General features: G+C 62.0%; 18 protein-coding genes. 8 read left to right on the forward strand and 10 right to left on the reverse strand.

Annotated features, from left to right (window positions below):
- Nucleotides 1–611 precede the first annotated feature (611 nt).
- The gene (locus ACEN9T_RS22835; RefSeq protein WP_413708502.1) at nt 612–839 is read left to right on the forward strand and encodes a helix-turn-helix domain-containing protein; all 228 of its coding nucleotides are present in this window, start codon (nt 612–614) and stop codon (nt 837–839) included.
- A gap of 3 nt (nt 840–842) precedes the next feature.
- Nucleotides 843–995 carry a hypothetical protein gene (locus tag ACEN9T_RS22840; RefSeq protein ID WP_413707145.1) on the forward strand — a complete coding sequence of 51 codons (153 nt, stop codon included), beginning with the start codon at nt 843–845 and terminating at the stop codon, nt 993–995.
- A gap of 110 nt (nt 996–1,105) precedes the next feature.
- Here ACEN9T_RS22840 and ACEN9T_RS22845 read toward each other — a convergent pair whose 3' ends face one another.
- From ACEN9T_RS22845 to ACEN9T_RS22870, 6 genes are all read right to left on the reverse strand, one after another.
- Nucleotides 1,106–1,570, reverse strand: coding sequence for a hypothetical protein (locus tag ACEN9T_RS22845; RefSeq protein ID WP_413707146.1), 465 nt, complete (start codon nt 1,568–1,570; stop codon nt 1,106–1,108).
- Nucleotides 1,567–3,642: an integrase gene (locus ACEN9T_RS22850; RefSeq protein ID WP_413707147.1), complete on the reverse strand. Its 2,076-nt coding sequence runs from the start codon at nt 3,640–3,642 to the stop codon at nt 1,567–1,569. The genes ACEN9T_RS22845 and ACEN9T_RS22850 overlap by 4 nt, the downstream gene beginning before the upstream one ends.
- The gene (locus ACEN9T_RS22855; protein ID WP_413707148.1) at nt 3,614–5,167 is read right to left on the reverse strand and encodes a site-specific integrase; all 1,554 of its coding nucleotides are present in this window, start codon (nt 5,165–5,167) and stop codon (nt 3,614–3,616) included. The genes ACEN9T_RS22850 and ACEN9T_RS22855 overlap by 29 nt, the downstream gene beginning before the upstream one ends.
- Nucleotides 5,151–6,446 carry a tyrosine-type recombinase/integrase gene (locus ACEN9T_RS22860; protein WP_413707149.1) on the reverse strand — a complete coding sequence of 432 codons (1,296 nt, stop codon included), beginning with the start codon at nt 6,444–6,446 and terminating at the stop codon, nt 5,151–5,153. Before ACEN9T_RS22860 ends, ACEN9T_RS22855 begins: the two co-directional genes overlap by 17 nt.
- Nucleotides 6,447–6,834: 388 nt before the next feature.
- Entirely contained in the window at nt 6,835–7,395 is a 561-nt protein-coding gene (locus tag ACEN9T_RS22865; protein WP_092973390.1) for a single-stranded DNA-binding protein, read from the reverse strand.
- Between the two features lie 50 nt (nt 7,396–7,445).
- Entirely contained in the window at nt 7,446–8,609 is a 1,164-nt protein-coding gene (locus ACEN9T_RS22870; protein ID WP_175537167.1) for an MFS transporter, read from the reverse strand.
- A gap of 242 nt (nt 8,610–8,851) precedes the next feature.
- Between ACEN9T_RS22870 and uvrA the strand changes: the two genes are divergently transcribed.
- Nucleotides 8,852–11,716, forward strand: coding sequence for an excinuclease ABC subunit UvrA (uvrA, locus tag ACEN9T_RS22875; protein WP_092973394.1), 2,865 nt, complete (start codon nt 8,852–8,854; stop codon nt 11,714–11,716).
- A 64-nt stretch (nt 11,717–11,780) separates the two neighbouring features.
- Here uvrA and ACEN9T_RS22880 read toward each other — a convergent pair whose 3' ends face one another.
- From ACEN9T_RS22880 to ACEN9T_RS22890, 3 genes are all read right to left on the reverse strand, one after another.
- A complete protein-coding gene (locus ACEN9T_RS22880; RefSeq protein ID WP_413707150.1) occupies nt 11,781–13,457 on the reverse strand; it encodes a Na/Pi cotransporter family protein in 1,677 nt (558 codons plus the stop codon).
- A 19-nt stretch (nt 13,458–13,476) separates the two neighbouring features.
- The gene (locus ACEN9T_RS22885) at nt 13,477–14,097 is read right to left on the reverse strand and encodes a LysE family translocator (protein ID WP_413707151.1); all 621 of its coding nucleotides are present in this window, start codon (nt 14,095–14,097) and stop codon (nt 13,477–13,479) included.
- Between the two features lie 126 nt (nt 14,098–14,223).
- Entirely contained in the window at nt 14,224–14,832 is a 609-nt protein-coding gene (locus ACEN9T_RS22890) for an adenine phosphoribosyltransferase (RefSeq protein WP_175537157.1), read from the reverse strand.
- A 107-nt stretch (nt 14,833–14,939) separates the two neighbouring features.
- Here ACEN9T_RS22890 and ACEN9T_RS22895 point away from each other — a divergent pair, with 107 nt between their 5' ends.
- Both ACEN9T_RS22895 and ACEN9T_RS22900 read left to right on the forward strand, forming a co-directional pair.
- Nucleotides 14,940–15,518 carry a DJ-1/PfpI family protein gene (locus ACEN9T_RS22895; protein ID WP_413707152.1) on the forward strand — a complete coding sequence of 193 codons (579 nt, stop codon included), beginning with the start codon at nt 14,940–14,942 and terminating at the stop codon, nt 15,516–15,518.
- 41 nt (nt 15,519–15,559) lie between these two features.
- Nucleotides 15,560–15,964, forward strand: a complete 405-nt coding sequence (locus tag ACEN9T_RS22900; RefSeq protein ID WP_092973402.1) for a ribbon-helix-helix domain-containing protein — start codon at nt 15,560–15,562, stop codon at nt 15,962–15,964.
- A gap of 9 nt (nt 15,965–15,973) precedes the next feature.
- On the opposite strand, the gene ACEN9T_RS22905 is transcribed toward ACEN9T_RS22900, so the two are convergent.
- Nucleotides 15,974–17,953 carry a cation:proton antiporter gene (locus tag ACEN9T_RS22905; RefSeq protein WP_413707153.1) on the reverse strand — a complete coding sequence of 660 codons (1,980 nt, stop codon included), beginning with the start codon at nt 17,951–17,953 and terminating at the stop codon, nt 15,974–15,976.
- Nucleotides 17,954–18,263: 310 nt separating this feature from the next.
- Between ACEN9T_RS22905 and ACEN9T_RS22910 the strand changes: the two genes are divergently transcribed.
- Genes ACEN9T_RS22910 through lptC form a run of 3 tightly spaced genes read left to right on the forward strand, consistent with a single transcriptional unit; the run spans nt 18,264 to nt 20,485 of the window.
- Nucleotides 18,264–19,247 (forward strand): KpsF/GutQ family sugar-phosphate isomerase, encoded by a 984-nt coding sequence (locus tag ACEN9T_RS22910; RefSeq protein WP_413707154.1) that lies wholly within the window; start codon nt 18,264–18,266, stop codon nt 19,245–19,247.
- Nucleotides 19,248–19,263: 16 nt separating this feature from the next.
- Entirely contained in the window at nt 19,264–19,848 is a 585-nt protein-coding gene (locus tag ACEN9T_RS22915) for a KdsC family phosphatase (RefSeq protein ID WP_092973406.1), read from the forward strand.
- A gap of 4 nt (nt 19,849–19,852) precedes the next feature.
- Complete coding sequence (lptC, locus tag ACEN9T_RS22920; protein WP_092973408.1) at nt 19,853–20,485, forward strand: LPS export ABC transporter periplasmic protein LptC; 633 nt, start codon at nt 19,853–19,855, stop codon at nt 20,483–20,485.
- The last annotated feature ends 27 nt before the right edge of the window (nt 20,486–20,512 follow it).

Raw genomic sequence — 20,512 nt, forward strand, 5'->3', positions numbered from 1 at the left:
GTACAGGGCAATAAGCGGCACCAGTTGACTTTCTGATTCACGTGCATCGGAGAAGTCAAAGACGTACACGCGATAGTCGTCCTCGCCAAAGGACCGTAAGTCTTGACACAACTGCTGAGGAGACGTCACCAGGCACGCACGCAACAGCTTCGCCGTGCTCGGATTGTTTGGCCCCCGATCAATCAGGAAACACTGCACGTCGGTTCCAATGCCTACGTAACGCCATGACTGGAGTGGTAGTTGCGAGGATAGCCATGCAGGTTGACTAGCCTCGTAGCCGTATTCCGTGAGCAACATGTCTCAGTTCTTGAAATGAACAACGAAGCGCCGATCTCGCCTATCCGAGTTCTCTCAATCAGCGTTCGCAACGCTTTGACACATTGAGCGCAACAAGACTGAGAGTGGGCGGGCAAATCCCGAAATCCCTGGGGCAGCGGATTCTACGCACCTCAAAAAGAGATGTAAAGACTGTCTATTTTTAAACTGACTTATTTTCATCTGTAGATTCATCTAATGCGTTGATGGATGCTCGCCAGATGGCAGAGCTCACACCTGAACAACAGACGGCCCGTCAGCGGTTGTCCGGCAACTTGAAGATGCTTCGCGGTCGGATGGGCCTGTCCCAAGAAGCGCTTGCTGACCTTGCGGGGCTACATCGCACTTATGTAAGTCAAGTGGAGCGGTGTATCGTCAACGTGTCTCTTGACAATATCGTCTTGCTCGCCGCCGCCCTCGGCGCAGAGCCTGTTGATCTTTTTCAGGAACCTGGTGAGGTCCTACCGATTCGTCCGGGGCGCAAGCCCTCCAGGGCTAAGGCCAACACCGGAGGGCACGACTGAGGAATGCTCCTAGGGGAGATTCCTGATCGAGGCTCTAAGTCGAGTGGGCCGGAAGCTGAGCGCGCTGAAGAAAACGTGATGATCGACAACATCGAGCGCATCGCCACCGCGCTGCAAGTCGAGCCTGCCGCGTTGCTTCAGAAGTCAAAGTCGTAGCCCTGAGAGGGTAGGACTCGTTTTCCTCCTTGCCAGTCGGCACCAGCCGACACGGCGCACATGCTTCAGACATTTCAGAAAATGGGCTCGTGCACTGGCTCGTAGATTGGTCAGGAATGACTGGATCGCTTCTTGTTGCCCGTACGCGGCCTATCGCTACGCGCACGATCGACTGGAGGTAAGGGGTTGTCCAAGAACTCCTTCGTCAGATTTCTCGTGTAAGCGTTGTACGCCCACCGAGCGAACTGCTCCAACAACCCTTGGTTTTCCGCCTGTAGCCGCTGGTTCTCCGCCTCCAGTCGCGTGATCCTGTCCACGGCGATCTTCAATTCAGGCGACTCGGCTTCCTTCGGCTCGTCTTCGGCCTGCCCTGACAGCGCCTTCTTTCGAACGGTGAAAGCCAGGCGAATTCGCTCATGCCGATGAAGCGCCTGTCGCGTGTACTGCTGCCCGGTGCGACTTGCGACTGTTTCCACCAAACCATCCCAGCTCAACTTACCGCGCCAGCCATCGAGAATCGCGGCGATGTCGGCGATCTCCTCGTCGCCAAGGTTACGGCTCCTGGGCCTCTTCATGTAGCCTCCCCGCTAGGTGCCTGAAGTCGTGGTAGCGATAGATCATCCTCCAGCCCCAAGAGAAGCGCCCTGGCTTGCGCGGCATGCGCGAGCCGCGATGGCGTGTCGGCAGGCCTGAGTTGAATCACTGACCCCCGCGGAATTTTGGGGTCATCCAGGATGTCCACGAGTCCGTTCAGGCGGTCCAATAGATGACGGTGATGCTCTACCCATTCGTGCGCGCCGAACTCACCCTCGCGCTCGGCTTGCTCCGCCTGTACCAGCAGTCGTTGTGCCTCCGCATGCGCGCGCCGGACTCTGGTCTCCTTTGCGACTTCGCCCTTGACGCATACCTGCTCGCCGCAGTTCAGGCAATCCCGGTGCAACTGGCAAGGCGACATCACATAGTCGTGGATGCAATAGCCGAAATCCGTGGTGTGCGCCGTGACAACTTTCAGCCGCGCAAACTCGTCTCGCGGGATCAGTGCGGCTCGTGCCTGTGTCGCCACGGGCCCAGACAGCCGCGTGTCCTCCCGCACCACCGATCGAATCCGTTCCACGATGGCCTGCGGCGTCTCATGGTCGTAGGCTCGGTTCTGCCTGACATCCTTTCTTCCCGACCATTTCGCGATATCGAGTTGGCTCAGGCCACCAATCTGCGCGAGCGTATCGAGGTAGTGGCGGAACTGGTGCGACGTCACACGAATGCTGCTGCCGTCCGGCTCATGGAAACCGTAGCGCTCAAATAGCGATTCGACACCGTGTTTCGACCGGCCTCCGAGTCCATCACTAATCTGAAGATGTGAGACCGCCTTGATAGTACTGCGCATAGTGGCCCTGCTCTCGTGCAGCGCATTACGCTGCATTACCAGAAGCGTCTCGCTGTACTTCATCCCATTGGTCGGATGCGCGATCGGAAACGCCCTAGGGAGCATTCCTATCACCACTTTCTCGACGTCGGCGAAGCGCACGTACACCTTCCTCCCTCGTCTCTGCTCTGGAAGCTCATTTTCCCCGCGCCAAGTATTCACCGTGTCTTTTGATACGGGATCCGCAAACACAATTTTTCCGACATCGACCATGCTGAGCCATTCCGCAGCACGCAGATGCTCGAGATCCTCGGGAAGATAGAGTTGCCGGGGATGCAATTCGTACCAGCGTGCGATCTGTCGTGCTTCGTTCGTGACCTTCCGTATCTTTTCGATCGCCTCCTCAACAACACTGGTCATCGACGGGATAATCCACTTCACCGTCGGCTCAGCACCTTTGGCTGGCCACCATCTCAACCCGTAAGCATTTGCACCGGATTCCTTGACTGACTGGCGGACTTCGCAGTCCACAGGTAACTCAAACACTTCAGCGATGCGATCCGGTGCGGCACAGAGAATCGCCGTCACAGCAGACACCAGCACGTCGCCAGTTCCCGCGGCCAAGCGAAATATCTTCGGTAAAGACTCAAGCGCCGCCTCACTCGGCATCTTTGCTGCGCGGCGCTCGTCAGCTTCCCTGCCAATGCGCTCGGTATCAATCGGTCGAGGCAACGGATTGCGCCACCGTGTGGGCACGATGAGCAGGCGGTGGTCGAGAAGGAAGCGGGCAATCAGTTCCAATTGGACAGCCGTGCGGTAGGCGGTATCGCTGCCGAAGCGTTCTTTCTGAAGTTGCGCGGCCCGATTGAGGATCTGCGCGGTGATATGGATGGGATCCAAAGTGCCCATTTCCTTGAGCGCAGCCTCCAGCGACCGCAATGCTGCCAGACGCTGACTGATGTTCTTGGTCGGCCGCATAGCGTGTTGGTATCGTATGTACGACTTTGCGAACGCTTTGAACGGCTCGCTCATCATGACCCGCCCGCGTTTTCTCTTCGCCGTCTCGAAATTACTGAACACGATGTGCACAGCGTGATGTTTGCCTTTGAGATGGACGGTGTCCGATACGTCCCACACATCCTTATCGAAAGGTAGCGATTGTCCAAACACGGTCAGTCGCGTTCGGCATAGGTCGACAAACCGCGCCATATTCTCATTCGCGTCCGCCTCGTCCTGCGGCACGAACGGGAGTACATCAGCTACGCGGTTGCTTTTTCTCGGCATGCTGAACCTCGCAGCATTGAATAACCTCTGCAACCGCTAGGATCGTCCGATCATTGATGCAAGCTAAGCGCCGGTCAGCCTGGAAGAGGCGCTCGCGCTCCGCGAGCAGATGCTCGAGCACCTGCTCATGCGGCCCATCCAGCCAGGGCTCAAAATATTTGCAGGTGTAACAAGCAATGGGCTTGAGGAATCCGCAGAAGCCGTGTCTTCCGCAACTGGAGATCGCGTCGAAGTTCCCCGTGATCGCTGGCGCGCGAATCCTGCTATTCGGGTCATCCGCTCTGGATGCCTCTTCGGGGCCCTCGATCAACGTCCCCGCAAATGCCTGTGCCATGCGCGCCATGTACATCGCTAACGCACGATCAATCCGCGCGATGATCGCCGGCGTTGCACGCACGTAGACCCCAACGTTTTGCGTGTCAGAATGGTCTAGCAACTCCGCAATCACCAGCTCGCCATAGCCCTCTTCGGCTGCCCGTGTTCCGATGGTCGTTCGGAATCGCTTGGCGCCTATATGGATCGGGGAGCCAGTGCGTTCCGATTTGACCCGCAACTTGCCCAAGGTCGCGATGACCTTTTGGCTTAGTTGCTTTGCCGTCTGATGATATTCGTAGCCGACAACCGACCCCTCGAACCACTCTCCCGGGAACAACGGCGCGTCGTCCTTATTCAACAGCAAGCCGGCAAACCGCTCCTTGACCTGGGCCGCTTGCTTCATCACTAGCGGCCCTAGATCTGGGCTTAGTACGCGGTCTTTGAATTCTGCTCTAGGGTCACTCGAGCCTGTTTTTGCCCTGGGCACACTCAATACGTAAGTCAACGAGCCATCGCCGGCAGGAACCGGCTTGATGTCACACACTTTCAATGCGGCGTACTGTTTGGGCCGCTGACCCAATGCCATCAATATCCAGCACAGCACATAGTCATCCAAGCTCACAGCAAACCGCCCATACGCATCATTGAAGGCAGCTTGCACGGCCTCCAGTTCTATCGCGGTGAGCGGTCCGGTAGCAGGATCCATCGTCGCGACCGCTACGCCCTTGGGATTGCCCTTCAGCCGTAGCTGGCCAAGAAGCGCAACGGCCGCTTTGGTGATGCCGCGTTGCCCCAGTAACGCCCATTGTTCTAAGAAACCCGACAACGTCCCTAAGTACCATTCCCGTTCTGCGCCAACCTCACCCTTGTAGTTGAGAAGATCTAGGTCGGTGATTTCGGATATGGGCTTCTGCGAAATATTGCTCTTAAACTCGAACAGTGCCTTGTTTCGATAAAACAAGTTGCTGACATGTTGTGCCGATCGGTTCTCCGCGTACCAAACCAACACCATCTTGAATGCGACGAGAAACTCGGGAGTCAGTTGACGAAGCTCTGAAAACCAAAGCTTGGCTTCATACGTCCCTTCTCTTAGGTTCCAGAAATCTCTTCTTGGGTAGAAGACACAACCGCCGCGCGCCGTGGCAGTCTCGGGAAGAAGCCCAACGTACGGTGGATCGCCGACAGGAGCACTGCTACTGCGCGTCGTCATAGCGTGGCTTCCCCATCTTCTGCTGCAGTTGCAGCGAGGCCACTCGAGCCTCCTCTTCGATCTCTCGGTAGGTGTAGTCCTCAGCCGAACCAGAAGTCTCCGACCAGCCCATCACGTGGGACCGCGTCTTCTTCTCCCGTTCAGGGTCCAAGTGCCGCTCATCCGCAATCTTCGAGAAGTTGTAGTTGTAGGTGTGCCGGAACAAATGCGGAAAAATCTTGGGGAGATCTGGGCACTGGGCACTCAGCCTACCGAATACCTTATTCAATTCCCGCAGGGAAAGTGGGGCACCCCCATTGGCCACAAACAAGAAGTCGTGCCGCCGAGCGGATGCATAGCGTCGTCGCTCTTCGAGAATGTATTGGCGTGTGCGTCGCGCCAGATCGTCGCTGATTGGCAGCAAACGGGCCTGGGTCTTGGTCTTGGGCTCGTTCGGCCGCGGGTCGTCGGGGTCATCCGCGTGCCGGGCGATAAACACCTGATTTGCACGGAAGTCGACGTCGGAGACACGCACCCCGAGGAGTTCGCCGCGCCGAATGCCGAGGCCCATGAACCACCGAACCATCAGGTCATTGCGCGCCCTAACGTGGCGGCCCCTCCATGGATTCTCTCGCGAGTGCATGTTGATCACCTGCCAAAGTCGTTCTTGTGCGGCTTCGTCAAGTGCCTTGCGCCGGTGAGCGCTGCTGCGTTTGTTACCACGGCCTTTATCACTTGGAATCCGAGCTATGAGTCCTCGAACGGTAGCCTCCTTCGCCAGGAGCAGCGGCGCGCGCATCGGATGACTGGCGCCCAAGTGTTGAATACGCCGATCCGCCAGCCATCCGATGTATTGAACGACGTAGCGTAGCCGTGTGGCCGCATACTTCCCGATGACGTGTGGAATCGCCTTGCTCGCCTTCGAGCTGCCCCGAAAACTCTCAAGAGAGGAAGTCTTCGTCCTGACGGGCTTGGACGGGCACGCCTCAACTTGCCGCATTTCCTTCATCGGCAGGCGGCATAACCGAGCTAACGCGTCGATTTCGCCCAGTTCCAACAACCGCCCGTCCTGCATGTTTGCAAGGAGATCGATCTGGTGGTCGTCGCAAAACAGATGAAAGATCTTCAGCGCGCGCAGCACCGCCTCGATGGTGTTACTGGCCCGATCGCGCGTCCGGAATGCGGTCAGCGTAAAGACCGTCGGGTCAAACATTGGGGAGCCCGTCTGCCGGTCGACCAGCATCGGCAAGCGCTCGCCGGATGCAAAGCGCGGCTGCTTGATTGTGTAGCGCGCCGTCATCGCTCCACTCCGCAGAAAAGACCCGGCTCAATAGCAAGTGTGCTGCCGGAACACAGTCGGTCGGTCCGCCACCCTAATGCCACCTGCCGACGGTACAGCACACGCAGACGTGCTTGATAACGACCTCATGGGCCGATTGCAGCACATCGACGCTATGGCACTGAAGTTCGCCGCCCCGCAAGGAAGCACTCCAGCCAGCTCCCATGCCTATGGGAGGGCACATCCAGCGACCCCGCCAAAGCACCACCGCCCTACGGGATTGTTTACACAATAGAAAGTATCGTGTTTACTTCAACCCCGGATCCGCCCCCAAAAAACGTAAACAAGAAAAAAGCCTGTAACCGCAAGGGCTACAGGCTTTTTAGTTACACCAGATCAAAAGGGCTTGCTAAAACGGAATATCGTCGTCCATATCCTCAAAACCATTCGACGGTGCCGGCTGGCGACGTGCACCGCCGCCCTGACCACCACCTTCACCGCCGCGCGAGTAGCCGCCGCCTTGGCCTTGGCTTTGACCTTGGCTGCGGCCACCGCCGTAGCCACCACCACCACCGCCGCCGCCTTCACCGCCGCGCGAGTAGCCAGCACCGCCACCACCACCGCCACCACCCTCACCACCGCGGCCGCCGAGCATCTGCATTTGTTCTGCGACGATTTCGGTGCTGTATTGCTTCTGGCCGTCCTTTTCCCATTGGCGGGTCTTCAGGCGACCTTCGATGTAGACCGAAGAGCCTTTCTTCAGGTATTCGCCGGCGATTTCAGCCAGGCGGCCGAAGAAGGCGATGCGGTGCCACTCGGTGGCTTCCTTCATTTCGCCGCTGGCCTTGTCCTTGTAGCGGTCGGTGGTTGCCACGCGAATGTTGGTGACAGCGTCGCCGCTGGGCATGTAACGCGTTTCAGGATCGGCGCCGAGATTGCCGACGATGATGACTTTGTTGACGGACGCCATGATGAGTTTCCGAAGGTAAAAAATGAAGTGATGCCGCCGTGTTGCCCGGATTAGTGTCGGCGCAATGCCGGCATCTGCATGGGGCTCGCAATTATAAGCCAGGCAAAAGCCAGCGCGGCGCAGGTTAGGAATACGGCATGCTGCCCCGCATGCAGCAGAATCCAGCCGCCGCCCGCCCCGCCTGCAAACAGGCCCAGCGCCTGCGTCGTGTTGTACACGCCCATGGCCGCGCCCTTGCGCACGCCCGGCGCGTACTTCGATACCAGCGACGGCTGCGACGCCTCCAGCACGTTGAATCCGAGGAAGTAGACCAGCAGCGCAATCGCCAGCGCGGCGAGCGTCGGATTCATCTCGCCCAGCGCCAGTTGCGCCACCATCACCAGCGCCACAGCCGACAGCAGCACGATCTTCATCTTGCCGCGCTTCTCGGCGGCAATGATGGCCGGCACCATCAGCACGAACGACACGCCCATCACCGGCAGGTAGATCTTCCAGTGCGAATCGACGGGCAGGCCTGCGGCTTCCAGCATGTGCGGCAGCACGACGAACAACGCCGTCTGCGTGGCATGCAGGGCGAACACGCCAAAGTTCAGGCGCAGCAGTTCGGGGTTGCGCAGGACTTCACGGAACGGTGCCTTCATATGCTCGGGCGGACGCGGAGGGTTGGGCACAACCCACAGCACCACGCCGATGGCGACGATGGCCAGCACGCCAATCGCCGTGAACATGCCCGGCATGCCGACCCAGCGGAAGATGACCGGCGCACTCACGATGGCCACGGCAAACGACAGGCCGATGCTTCCGCCGATCATGGCCATGGCCTTCGTGCGATGCTCCTCGCGCGTGAGGTCGGCCACGAAGGCGATCACCGCCGACGAGATCGCCCCCGCGCCCTGGATGGCCCGCCCCACGGCAATGCCCGCGACGCTGTGCGAAAAAGCCGCCACCAGGCTGCCCACCGCAAAGATCACCAGACCCGTGACGATGACCGGCTTGCGTCCGAAGCGGTCCGATAGCCAGCCGTAAGGGATATAGAGCAGCGCCTGCGTGAGGCCATACACACCGATGGCGAAAGCGACGAGTTGGGTGTTGTTGCCATCGGGCAGCGTTTTCGCGAACACCGCGAAGACCGGCATGATCATGAACAAACCCAACATGCGCAGCGCGAAGATGCCGGCCAGCGAGGCAGCCGCGCGCAGCTCAAGGCCATTCATACGGCCGGAGGCGGAAGTCATGGATGGGGAAGCGGAGGACATGGTGCGGAAACCGCCGCGAAAACCAGGAAGAAAAGCGGCGACAAGAACACTTGAACGGTTTCACGGATTGCCCCATCTGGGAGCAGATACCAGCAAAACCGAAGTTCGGTATATTAGCAGGCTTACCCTTTTCCACCCTCCCGCCGATTGCCGCAGGCGGTCCGCACTCCGACGCCGCATTCAGCAGCACTCAGCCGCACATGGACGAAATCAAGATTCGTGGGGCCCGCACCCACAACCTGAAGAACATCAACCTCGATCTGCCGCGCAACCAGCTGATCGTGATCACCGGGCTTTCGGGGTCGGGCAAGTCGTCGCTCGCGTTCGACACGCTGTATGCGGAGGGACAGCGGCGCTACGTGGAATCGCTGTCGGCGTATGCCCGGCAATTCCTGCAACTGATGGAAAAACCCGACGTTGACCTGATCGAAGGTCTGTCGCCGGCTATTTCCATCGAGCAGAAGGCCACCAGCCACAACCCTCGCTCCACAGTCGGCACCGTGACCGAGATCCACGACTACCTGCGCCTGCTGTATGCGCGCGCCGGTACGCCTTACTGCCCCGATCACGGCCAGCCGCTGGAAGCGCAAAGCGTGTCGCAAATGGTGGATGCCGTGCTCGCGTTGCCGGCCGATACCAAGCTGATGATCCTGGCGCCCGTGGTGGCCAATCGCAAGGGCGAGCACGTCGATCTGTTTGAAGCGATGCAGGCGCAGGGTTTCGTGCGCTTTCGCATCCGCTCGGGCGGCGGTACCGCGCACGAGGCTGAAGCCAAGGTCTACGAAGTCGACAACCTGCCCAAGCTGAAGAAGAACGACAAACATTCGATCGAGGTCGTCGTCGACCGCGTGAAGGTCAACCCGGAACTCAAGCAGCGCTTGGCCGAGTCGTTCGAAACCGCGCTGCGCCTGGCAGACGGCCGCGCCATCGCGCTGGAAATGGACACGGGCAAGGAGCACGGCTTCAGCTCAAAGTTCGCCTGCCCGATCTGCTCGTACTCGCTGCAGGAGCTGGAGCCGCGGCTGTTCTCGTTCAACAACCCGATGGGCGCCTGCCCGCACTGCGACGGGCTGGGCCAGATCACGTTCTTCGATCCGAAGCGCGTGGTGGCCTTTCCGAATCTGTCGCTGGCGTCCGGCGCGATCAAGGGCTGGGACCGCCGCAATCAGTTTTACTTCCAGATGCTGCAGAGCCTGGCGGCGTTCTACGACGTCGACATCGATGTCGCGTTTGAAGACCTGCCGCCCGAGACCCAGCAGATCGTGCTGCATGGCTCGGGCAAGCAGCAGATCCCGTTCACGTACATCAACGAGCGCGGCAAGACCACGGTGCGAGAGCACGCGTTCGAGGGGATCATCCCCAACCTGGAGCGGCGCTACAAAGAGACCGACTCCATCGCCGTGCGCGAGGAGCTGGCCAAGTACCAGAACAACCAGCAGTGCCCGGAGTGCCACGGCACCCGCCTGCGCCGCGAAGCGCGCTTCGTCAAGATTGGAGAAGCCGACCAGGCACGCGGCATCTACGAGATCAACGGCTGGCCGCTGCGCGATGCGCTTACGTATTTCCTGACGCTGAACATGCACGGCGCCAAGCGCGAGATTGCCGACAAGATCGTCAAGGAGATCACCGCGCGCCTGAACTTCCTGAACAACGTCGGGCTCGATTACCTGTCGCTGGAGCGCAGTGCCGATACGCTCTCGGGCGGCGAGGCGCAGCGCATCCGCCTGGCGTCGCAGATCGGCTCGGGGCTGACCGGCGTGATGTACGTGCTGGACGAGCCGTCCATCGGCCTGCACCAGCGCGACAACGATCGGCTGATCGGCACGCTCAAGCACCTGCGCGACCTCGGCAACTCGGTGCTGGTGGTGGAGCACGATGAAGACATGATCCGCGCGTCGGACTACGTGGTCGACATCGGCCCCGGCGCCGGCGTGCACGGCGGCCAGATCATCGCGGAGGGCACGCCCCAGCAAGTCGAGCAATCGCCGGCGTCGCTGACGGGCGATTACCTGTCGGGCAAGCGCCGCATCGAGGTGCCCAAGCAACGCACGGCGCCAGACGAAGAGCGCTGGCTGCGCATCATCAACGCCAGCGGCAATAACCTGAAGAACGTGTCGGCCGATATTCCGATCGGGCTGCTCACCTGCATCACGGGTGTGTCGGGTTCCGGCAAGTCGACGCTGATCAACGACACGCTTTACCACGCGGTGGCGCGCCATCTGTATGGCTCGACGCCGGAACCGGCTGCGCACGATCGCATCGACGGCCTGGAGCATTTCGACAAGGTCATCAACGTCGACCAATCTCCGATTGGCCGCACGCCGCGTTCGAACCCGGCCACCTACACGGGCCTGTTCACGCCGATCCGCGAGCTGTTTGCCGGCGTGCCGTCGGCCAAGGAGCGCGGGTATGACCCCGGCCGCTTCTCGTTCAACGTCAAGGGTGGCCGCTGCGAGGCATGCCAGGGCGACGGCGTGCTGAAGGTCGAGATGCACTTCCTGCCCGACGTGTACGTGCCGTGCGACGTATGCCACGGCAAGCGCTACAACCGCGAAACGCTGGAAGTGCTCTACAAGGGCAAGAACATCACCGAAGTGCTGGAGATGACGGTGGAGCAGGCGCACGAGTTCTTCGCGCCGGTGCCGGTGGTACGCCGCAAGCTGCAGACGCTGCTGGACGTGGGCCTGGGCTACATCCGCCTTGGGCAATCGGCGACCACGCTGTCGGGCGGCGAGGCGCAGCGCGTAAAGCTGTCGCTGGAGCTATCGAAGCGCGACACAGGCCGCACGCTCTACATCCTGGATGAGCCGACCACTGGCCTACACTTCCACGATATCGAGCTGCTGCTGAAGGTCATTTACAAGCTGCGCGACCACGGCAATACGATCGTCATCATCGAGCACAACCTCGACGTGATCAAAACGGCGGACTGGCTGCTCGATCTCGGGCCCGAAGGCGGCGCCGGCGGCGGGCAGATCATCGCCAAGGGCACCCCCGAGGATGTGGCGAAGAGCAAGGCTAGCTTTACCGGCAAATACCTTGCGCCGCTGCTCAAGCGGAAGTAAGCGACATCATTCGGCAACAAAGAAGCGCAGTTTCGGCTGCGCTTTTTTTCGGCAATGCGGGGCGTCAGTGGCCCGCAGGCGCTGTCTCGGTTTCCACTTCATCTGCGTGTTTCATACGGCTGCGATTCAACGCGCCCGCTTCATCCAGCACCGGATATGCGGCCGCGCAGAACAACGAGTTCAACCGCTTGAAATCGCTGATGATGTCCAGATGCAGCGAACTGGTCTCGATGCTCTCGGCCGTCTGCGCGGACACCCGCGTGAGGTGACTGCGCGAGTAGCGTTTCTCTAGATCGCGGAAGTGCGCCTTTTCCAGCATCAGCTTCTGCGCGCTGCGCAGGTCGCCCGTCAGGAACACCGACAACGCCAGCTTGAGGTTCGTGACCAGGCGCCCGTGCATGTCTTCCAGCTCTTCCATGCCGGCCTCGGAAAAGGCCAGCTTGTGTGCGATCTTCTTCTCGCGCACGTCCTGCAGCATGCGGTCGAGAATGTCGCCGGCGTGCTCCAGATTGATGGTGAGCGAGATGATGTCGGCCCAGCGTTTTCCCTCGCGCGCGTCCAGGGCTTCGTGGCTCAGCTGCGTGAGATAAAGCTTGATGGCGGTGTAGAGCGCATCGACCTCGTCGTCGATGGCGCGGGTGGTTTGCAACAGGCGCACGTCGTTGGTTTTGAGCACGCGCAGGGTGTTGTCGAGCATGTGCTCAACGCGATCGCCGATGCGCAGCACCTCGCGCGACGCATTGCCCAACGCCAACGTTGGCGTGGCCAGCGCAGAAGGATCGAGGTAGCGCGGCGCAACGAGATCGTCGATATGCGCGCCGCCCGGCAGGATGCGCGCGCACAGGCGCGCCATCGTATCGGTAAAACCGATCAGCAGCACCGCCAGCGCCACGTTGAACACCACATGAAACGCCACGACCACGTGCTGTGGCGCGACGCCCGCGTGCGGCGCCCACTCCGCCAGCTTGTCCAGGAACGGCAGCGCCAGCGCGGCGCCCAGCATGCGCGAAAGCAGGTTTCCGAGCGTTGCGCGGCGCGCGGCCTGGCTCGATGACGGCGTGGTCGCCAACGCGGCCACGGCACTGCCGATGTTTGCGCCCAGCACAATCGCAAAGGCCACCTTGACCGACACCGCAGCCGACGCTGCCAGCGTCGCGCAGAACAGCACGACAGCCAGACTCGAATAGCACAGCAGCGTGAGCACCGCGCCAATCAGCATGTTCAGGCCGGTGTCTGACGAGATGGAGCCCAGCAGCACACGCAGCGCATTGGCTTCCACCATCGGGCTCGACGCGATCGAGATCAGCTCCAGCGCCATCATGATCAGGCCCAGGCCGATCAGCACCCGCCCAAAATGCCCCACTGCACTGCCCTTGCGCGACAGATGCAGGATCACGCCAAAGAAGATCAGCAGCGGCGACAGCCACGACAAATCCAGCGCAAATATCTGCGCCATGATGGCGGTGCCCACGTTGGCACCCAGCAGGATCGCCAGCGCCGACGACACACCCATCAGCCCTTGCGCAACAAAGGCGCCGACGATGGTGGCCGTCGCGTTACTGCTCTGCACCAGACACGTCACGCCAATGCCGGCCAGCAGAGCAGAGAACCGATTCGACACGCTGCGTGACAACAGGCGGCGCAAGTCCGCGCCGTAGAGGCGCAACATGCCAACTTTGACGGTCTGCGTGCCCCATACCAACAGGGCGACGCCAGAAAGCAGCTTAAGCAGGGTGATCATTGTTGCCGTGCAGTCTTGCTTATTTAGTCAGAGCCACCCGCAGGCCCAGCCCGATGAAAATGCAGCCGCTCATCCGGTCGAGCCACAGCGAGGCACGCGGCGTGCGGCGCATCCAACCGCCCAGCGCGGCCGCGCACCAACCGTAGATGCTGAACACAACGATGGTCTGCGCCATGAACACGCCGCCCAGCAGCAACATCTGCAGCGCCGCATGGCCGGCCTGCGCATCGACAAACTGCGGCAGGAACACCACGAAGAACAACGTCACCTTCGGGTTGAGCAAATTGGCAAAAACGCTCTGGCGATATACCTGCCACAGGTCGGGCGCCGCCTGCGCGCCAGCATGATTCAGGCCGATGCCTCCCTTGCTGCGCAGTGCCTGAATGCCCAGCCAGATCAGATACGCCGCGCCCAGCCAGCGGATCGCCTGGAACGCCACAGGGGACGATTGCAGCACTGCAGCCAGCCCAAGGGCCGCCAGCGTCGTATGAAACAGGCAGCCCGACGCAAATCCCGCCGCCGCCGACAGACCCGCTTTACGGCCCTGGCTTGCGCCGCGCGCAATCACTTGCAGGTTGTCCGGCCCGGGCATCACCGTGATGGCAATCGAAGTCAGCAGGAAGAGCAATACGTGGGGCATCGACGTCTCCCGGGGGCGCAGGGGAAGTGGAAAGGATCATGCTACTGCGCGTGGCAGTAGTGCGTCATATTTTTGTCACATGAGCGTATGCGACTGGCGCATCACGCATAGGCAGCGGGTGGCCGCTCAGTGTCCATCAAAGCGGCAGACCGTGAAGAGCGGCAGCCCGCCCTCAATCAGCAGTTGTGAGCCGCCCAGCTCGGGCAGGTCGACAATCGCCGCGCCCTCCACCACCGTCGCGCCCAACCGTTCAAGCAGGCGCTTGCCGGCCATCATGGTGCCGCCGGTGGCAATCAGGTCGTCGATCAACAAGACGCGATCGCCTGGCTTGCAGGCATCGGCGTGGATTTCCACCGTCGCGCTGCCGTATTCGAGCATGTACTCCTCGGCCACCGTGTTGAAGGGCAGCTTGCCTTTCTTGCGGATCGGCACAAAGCCGAGGTTCAGCTCATACGCCACGATCGAGCCAAGGATGAATCCACGTGCATCGATGCCTGCCACCAGATTCAGCCCCTGCCCCATGTAGCGATGGACGAACACATCCACCAGCACGCGCAGGCTCTTCGGGTCCTGCAGCAGCGGCGTGATGTCGCGAAACATCACCCCGGCCTGCGGCCAATCCGGCACCGTGCGGATGCGGTCGCGCAGGTAACGCGATACATCGCCCAGTTCGGTGGAAGCGGGAATGGACGACGGCGTCAGTAGCGCCGCCTGGTGAGGAGGAACTTGGTTCATGGCAAAAACAGGAAAGCAGGAACGTGGTCTGCGGTAATGGGCTACCACCCGGGCCGAATGGCGCCGAACCACAATGGGCAAACCCAAACCATACAGGAGACACGGCGATGGCAAAGAAAATTCTGATGCTGGTCGGCGACTACGTGGAGGACTACGAAGTCATGGTCCCCTTCCAGGCGCTGCAGATGGTCGGCCACACGGTGCACGCCGTCTGTCCGGACAAGCGCGCTGGCGATTCCGTCGCGACCGCCGTTCACGATTTCGAAGGCGCGCAGACGTACTCCGAAAAACCCGGCCATCGGTTCACGGTCAACGCCGCCTTCGCCGACGTCGACCCGGCAACGTATGACGCACTTGTCGTGCCCGGCGGCCGCGCGCCCGAATACCTGCGGCTGAACGCCCGCGTGCTCGACGTCGTGCGGCACTTCGCCCATGCGGACAAACCCATCGCGGCCATCTGCCACGGTGCGCAGTTGCTGTCGGCGGCGGGTGTGCTGGAAGGCAAGGCGTGCTCGGCATATCCGGCATGTGGACCGGAAGTCACGGCGGCAGGCGGCACGTTCCAGGACATCCCCGTCGACCAAGCCCACACCGACGGCAAGCTGGTCACAGCGCCCGCGTGGCCGGCACATCCGGCATGGTTGGCACAGTTTCTTGAAGTCCTGGGCACGCGGGTTCTACACTGATCCGGTTGCCCGCACGCCGGGCGCCCCAGGAGCCCCCGGCCATGTGCGAAATCTTCATCCGCGCCAATCCCCATTCCTACGACAGTCTCGCGCGTTCGCTACGCCTGCACGGCGTGGCGACCAGCGTGCGGCTGGAGTGCCTGTTCTGGGAGGTGCTCGAAGAGATTGGCCAGCGTGATGGCCTGACGGTCAACCAGCTCATCAGCAAGCTCTATGACGAGTTGTTTGAGCGTCGCGGCGAGGTGGCGAACTTCGCATCGTTCCTGCGCGTCTGCTGCCTGCGCTATCTGATGCTGCAGCAGGAAGGGCGCATTCCGGCTGATACACGGGTGTCGATCAGCTCGCTCGATGCCGCGGCGGTGCTGGACGGCCTGCCGGCCAACATGGCGGATGCCCCGCCGCCGCGCCGCTCGCGCGGGCCGCTGCTGGAAACGTTCATCAAATAAGCGCTGGCATCAACGCGGCGAGAGCCGCTCCTCCGCCATCTGCAGCCCCTCGGGGGTGCCGCGCAGCACAACGATATCGCCCAGCTCCAGCACGGTCTCTGGATCAGGATCGAGCGCGCGAATGCCCTGGCGCCGGATCGCCGTGACCGAGGTCTTGAACGTCTCCAGCCCCATCGTGCCGAGCTTGTGACCGATGGCAGGCGAGCCTTTGGCCAAAGGCACCGAATGCAGGCGCACGGCGTCGCGCTCCAGCATGTCTTCCTCGTCGTCCTGACCATGGAAGTAGCCGCGCAGCAGGCTGTAACGTGCGTCACGCATCTCCTGCGCGCGGCGCACCACGCGGCGCAGCGGCACGCCCAGCAGCACCAGCGCATGCGAGGCCAGCATCAGGCTACCTTCAATGATCTCGGGGACAACCTCGGTGGCGCCGGCTTGCTGCAGGCGATCCAGGTCGGCATCGTCGATGGTGCGCACAATCACGGGCAGGGTCGGCTCCAGCGCCTGCACGTGGTGCAGCACCTTCAACGCGGACGCCGTATCGGCATACGTAATGGCGACCGCCGCTGCACGGTGGATACCGGCAGCCACCAGCGACTCGCGCCGCGCCGCATCGCCATAGACGACATGCTCGCCCGCGGCCGCAGCCTCGCGCACGCGGTCGGGGTCCAGGTCGAGCGCGACATAGCCGATGCCTTCCTGCTCCACCATGTGCGCTAGGTTCTGCCCGCTGCGCCCGTAGCCGCAGATGATGACGTGGCGCTCGGTGGCGATGCTCTGCGCGGCAATCTTCGTCATTGCCAGCGATTGCATCAGCCAGTCCGTGCGCGACAGCCGCATGGCAATCACGTCGCTGTACTGAATCAGGAACGGCGCCAGCAGCATCGACAGCAGCATCGCCGCCAGGATCGCTTGGCCGAGCAACGGGTCGATCAGTTTCATCCCGTCAATCTGGTTGAGCAGCACGAAGCCGAATTCACCGGCCTGCGCTAGCCCGAGAGCCGTACGGATCGCCGCACCGCCACCGGAACCGAAGGCCCGCGCCAGCAGCGCAATCAGCACGAATTTGAACAGCACCGGCGCCATCACCAGGCCCAGCACCAGCGCCCAGTGCTCGAAGACCACGCGCGGGTCCAGCAGCATGCCGACCGTCACGAAGAACAGCCCCAGCAGCACATCCCGGAACGGCTTGATGTCTTCTTCCACCTGCAGCTTGTACGGCGTTTCCGACACCAGCATGCCGGCCAGAAATGCCCCCAGCGCCATCGACAAGCCCAGCCGCTCGGTCAGCGCCGCCATGCCCAGCGTGACCAGCAGCAGGTTCAGCATGAACAGCTCCTGCGAGCGCCGCGCCGCCACCAGGTGGAACCAGCGCGACAGCAGCTTCTGCCCCAGGAACAGGATCAGCACCAGCGCAACGGTGATCTTCAGAGCTGCAATCGACAGCGTCAGAACCAGGTCGCTCGGATTCTTGCCCAATGACGGCACCACGATGAGCAGCAGCACCACAGCCAGATCCTGGAACAGCAGCACGCTGATGATGTTGCGGCCGTGCTCGGTTTCCAGTTGCAGGCGCTCGGCCAGCATTTTCGACACGATGGCCGTGGACGACATCGCCAACGCGCCGCCCAGCGCCAGCCCCGCCTGCCACGACAGCGGGTACCAGCGCGAAAGCAGCATCGATACCGGAATCGTCAGCAGCACGGTCAGCACCACCTGTGACGCGCCAAGGCCCAGCACCAGCCGTCGCATCGAACGAAGCTTGGAGAGGTTGAACTCCAGGCCGATCGAGAACATCAAGAACACCACCCCGAACTCAGCCAGGTAGCGGGTCTGAGCAGAATCGGACTCCAGCCCCGTCGCCTTCGGCCCAATCAGCACACCCACCACCAGGTAGGCCAGCATCGGCGGCAACTGCAGCATGCGGAACAGCACCACGCCGATCACGGCGGCGGCCAGCAACACGAGGGTGAGTTCCAGCGGCGAATGCATGCGACGCGAAAAAACCAATCGAAAGGGGTTGGACAGGAGGGACGGCACCTACGCATCAGGACGGTGCGTGCGCAAGCGAGCACGCAGGCGCTGCAAGACCGATGCCAGGGTGGAAACGAAGAACGCGATACGCGAGACGCCGCTGTGCAAAAAACGACGGCGTGGCGACGGGAAGAAAGTGATTTGGAAGCCGAATGCCGCGGCGCAGCAAAACGGAGCGCCCGCACGCTCCGCCCACTCCCCGCAAGTCAAGTCCCAATGCGCCACCAGCGGCCGAGGACTATGTCAATCGTTGTTATACTTCGCCGCCATGATAGCGAATTTCAATCCGGACCGAGCGCTTGCGCTGGCGCAGCAAACCTTCGACATCGAAGCGCAAGCCGTACTCGGTCTCAAAACCCAGGTGTCCGCCGACTTTGCGCGCGCGGTCGAAATGGTGCTCGGCTGCACCGGCCGCGTCGTCGTGTCCGGCATGGGCAAATCGGGCCACGTGGCGCGCAAGATTGCCGCCACGCTGGCCTCGACCGGCACGCCGGCGTTCTTCGTGCACCCGGCCGAAGCCAGCCATGGCGATCTCGGCATGGTCACCCGCGACGACGTTTTCATCGGCTTTTCCAATTCCGGCGAAGTGTCGGAGCTGAACGTCATCCTGCCGCTGGTCAAGCGGATGGGCGCCAAGCTGATCGCCGTCACGGGCAACCCGGAGTCCTCGCTCGGCAAGCACGCCGACGTGGTGCTCAACTCGCATGTCGATGTCGAAGCCTGCCCGCTGAACCTTGCTCCCACCGCCAGCACCACGGCGCAGATCGCGCTGGGCGATGCGCTGGCCGTGGCCGTGCTCGACGCACGCGGCTTCGGTGCAGAAGACTTCGCACGCTCGCATCCGGGCGGATCGCTTGGCCGCAAGCTGCTAACGCACGTGCGTGACGTCATGCGCGCCGGCGACGCCATCCCCCGCGTGGACCAAGACACGCCGCTGTCGCAGGCGCTGATGGAAATCACCCGCAAGGGCATGGCGATGACCGCCGTGGTCGATGCCCAAGGCCGCGCCGTGGGCGTCTTCACCGACGGCGACCTGCGCCGCCTGCTCGAAACCCCACGCGACTGGCGCACCGTGCCCATCCACGAGGTCATGCACAGCAACCCGCGCTCGGTCGGCCCCGACCAGCTCGCCGTTGAAGCCGTCGAAGTCATGGAAACGCACCGCATCAACCAGTTGCTGGTGGTCGATGCCGCCGGCCTGCTGGTCGGCGCGCTGCACATCCACGACCTGACGCGGGCCAAGGTCATCTGACCCGCCCACGCCACTGATGACCACCCCGGCCGATCCTGTCCACAGCAACATCGACGCACGCTTTCCGCAGGCAATGGAACGTGCCGCGCGTGTGCGCCTGATGGTGTTCGATGTGGATGGCGTGCTGACCGACGGCCGCCTGCTGGTCGGCCCTGAGGGTGAAATCAGCAAGGCGTTCGACACGCTCGACGGCCACGGCATCAAGCTTCTGGCACAGGCCGGCGTCACGCCGGCCATCATTACCGGACGGCAATCCGAAATCGTCGCCTGGCGCGCCGGGGAACTCGGCATCGAACATCTGTACCAAGGCGTAGCCGACAAGCGCGAGGCGTTTGCCCACCTGTTGGCGGCCACGCAACTTGAGGCCACAGACGCCGGCTACATGGGCGACGACTGGCCCGACCTGCCGGTGATGACGATGGTGGGCTTTACCGCCTGCCCCGCCCAGGCCCATGCCGAACTGCGCAGCCGCGCCCATTACGTGGCCCAGGCTACGGGCGGGCGAGGCGCCGTGCGTGAAGTCGCCGACCTGATCCTCAAGGCCCAAGGCGCCTACGACGCCCTGCTCGCGCAATTGCTGCAAGCCCCGCAAACCTTCTGACTCCATGGCCAGCGAACGCTCCCAACGCCTCGTCTCCACCGTGCTGCAAGTCATGCTGCGCGGGCTGCCGATCCTGCTGATGGCGATTGTCTGTGGCGTCACGTTCCTGCTCGTGCAGGTCAACACGCCACAAACCGACGAAACCGCCACCCAGCCCAAACGCCACATCGCCGACTACACCATGGACGGCATCTCGGCTACGGCGCTGGACGAGACCGGCACGACCAAGTACCGCTTCACCGGCGTCCACATGAATCACTATGAGGACGACCTGACCTACGACGTCACGTATCCCGCGCTGCGCGTATATGCGCCCGACCGCCCCCAGGTCACCGCCCGTGCGGACCTAGGCAAGATGAACGGCGACGGCACCATCATCGATCTCTACAACAACGCCAAGGTCATCCGCGCGCAGGGACCCGACGCCCGCCAGGACCCGCTGATGACGGCCGATTCGACCTACTTCCAGGTGCTGCTCAACGACGACATCGTGCGCACCGACAAGCCCGTCGAGCTGCACCGTGGGCCGTCGATCATGAACGCCAACGGCCTCACCTTCAATAACGTGACGCGGCAAGTACAATTGCTGGGCAATGTGCGCGGCCGAATCGAAGGGCTGGGGGCGCCGAAGCAGTAAACTCTGCCCCCGACACCTGACAACGCC

The sequence above is a fragment of the Ralstonia sp. Ralssp110 genome (assembly GCF_047325135.1).
In the GTDB taxonomy this organism is placed as follows: Bacteria; Pseudomonadota; Gammaproteobacteria; order Burkholderiales; family Burkholderiaceae; genus Ralstonia; species Ralstonia mojiangensis.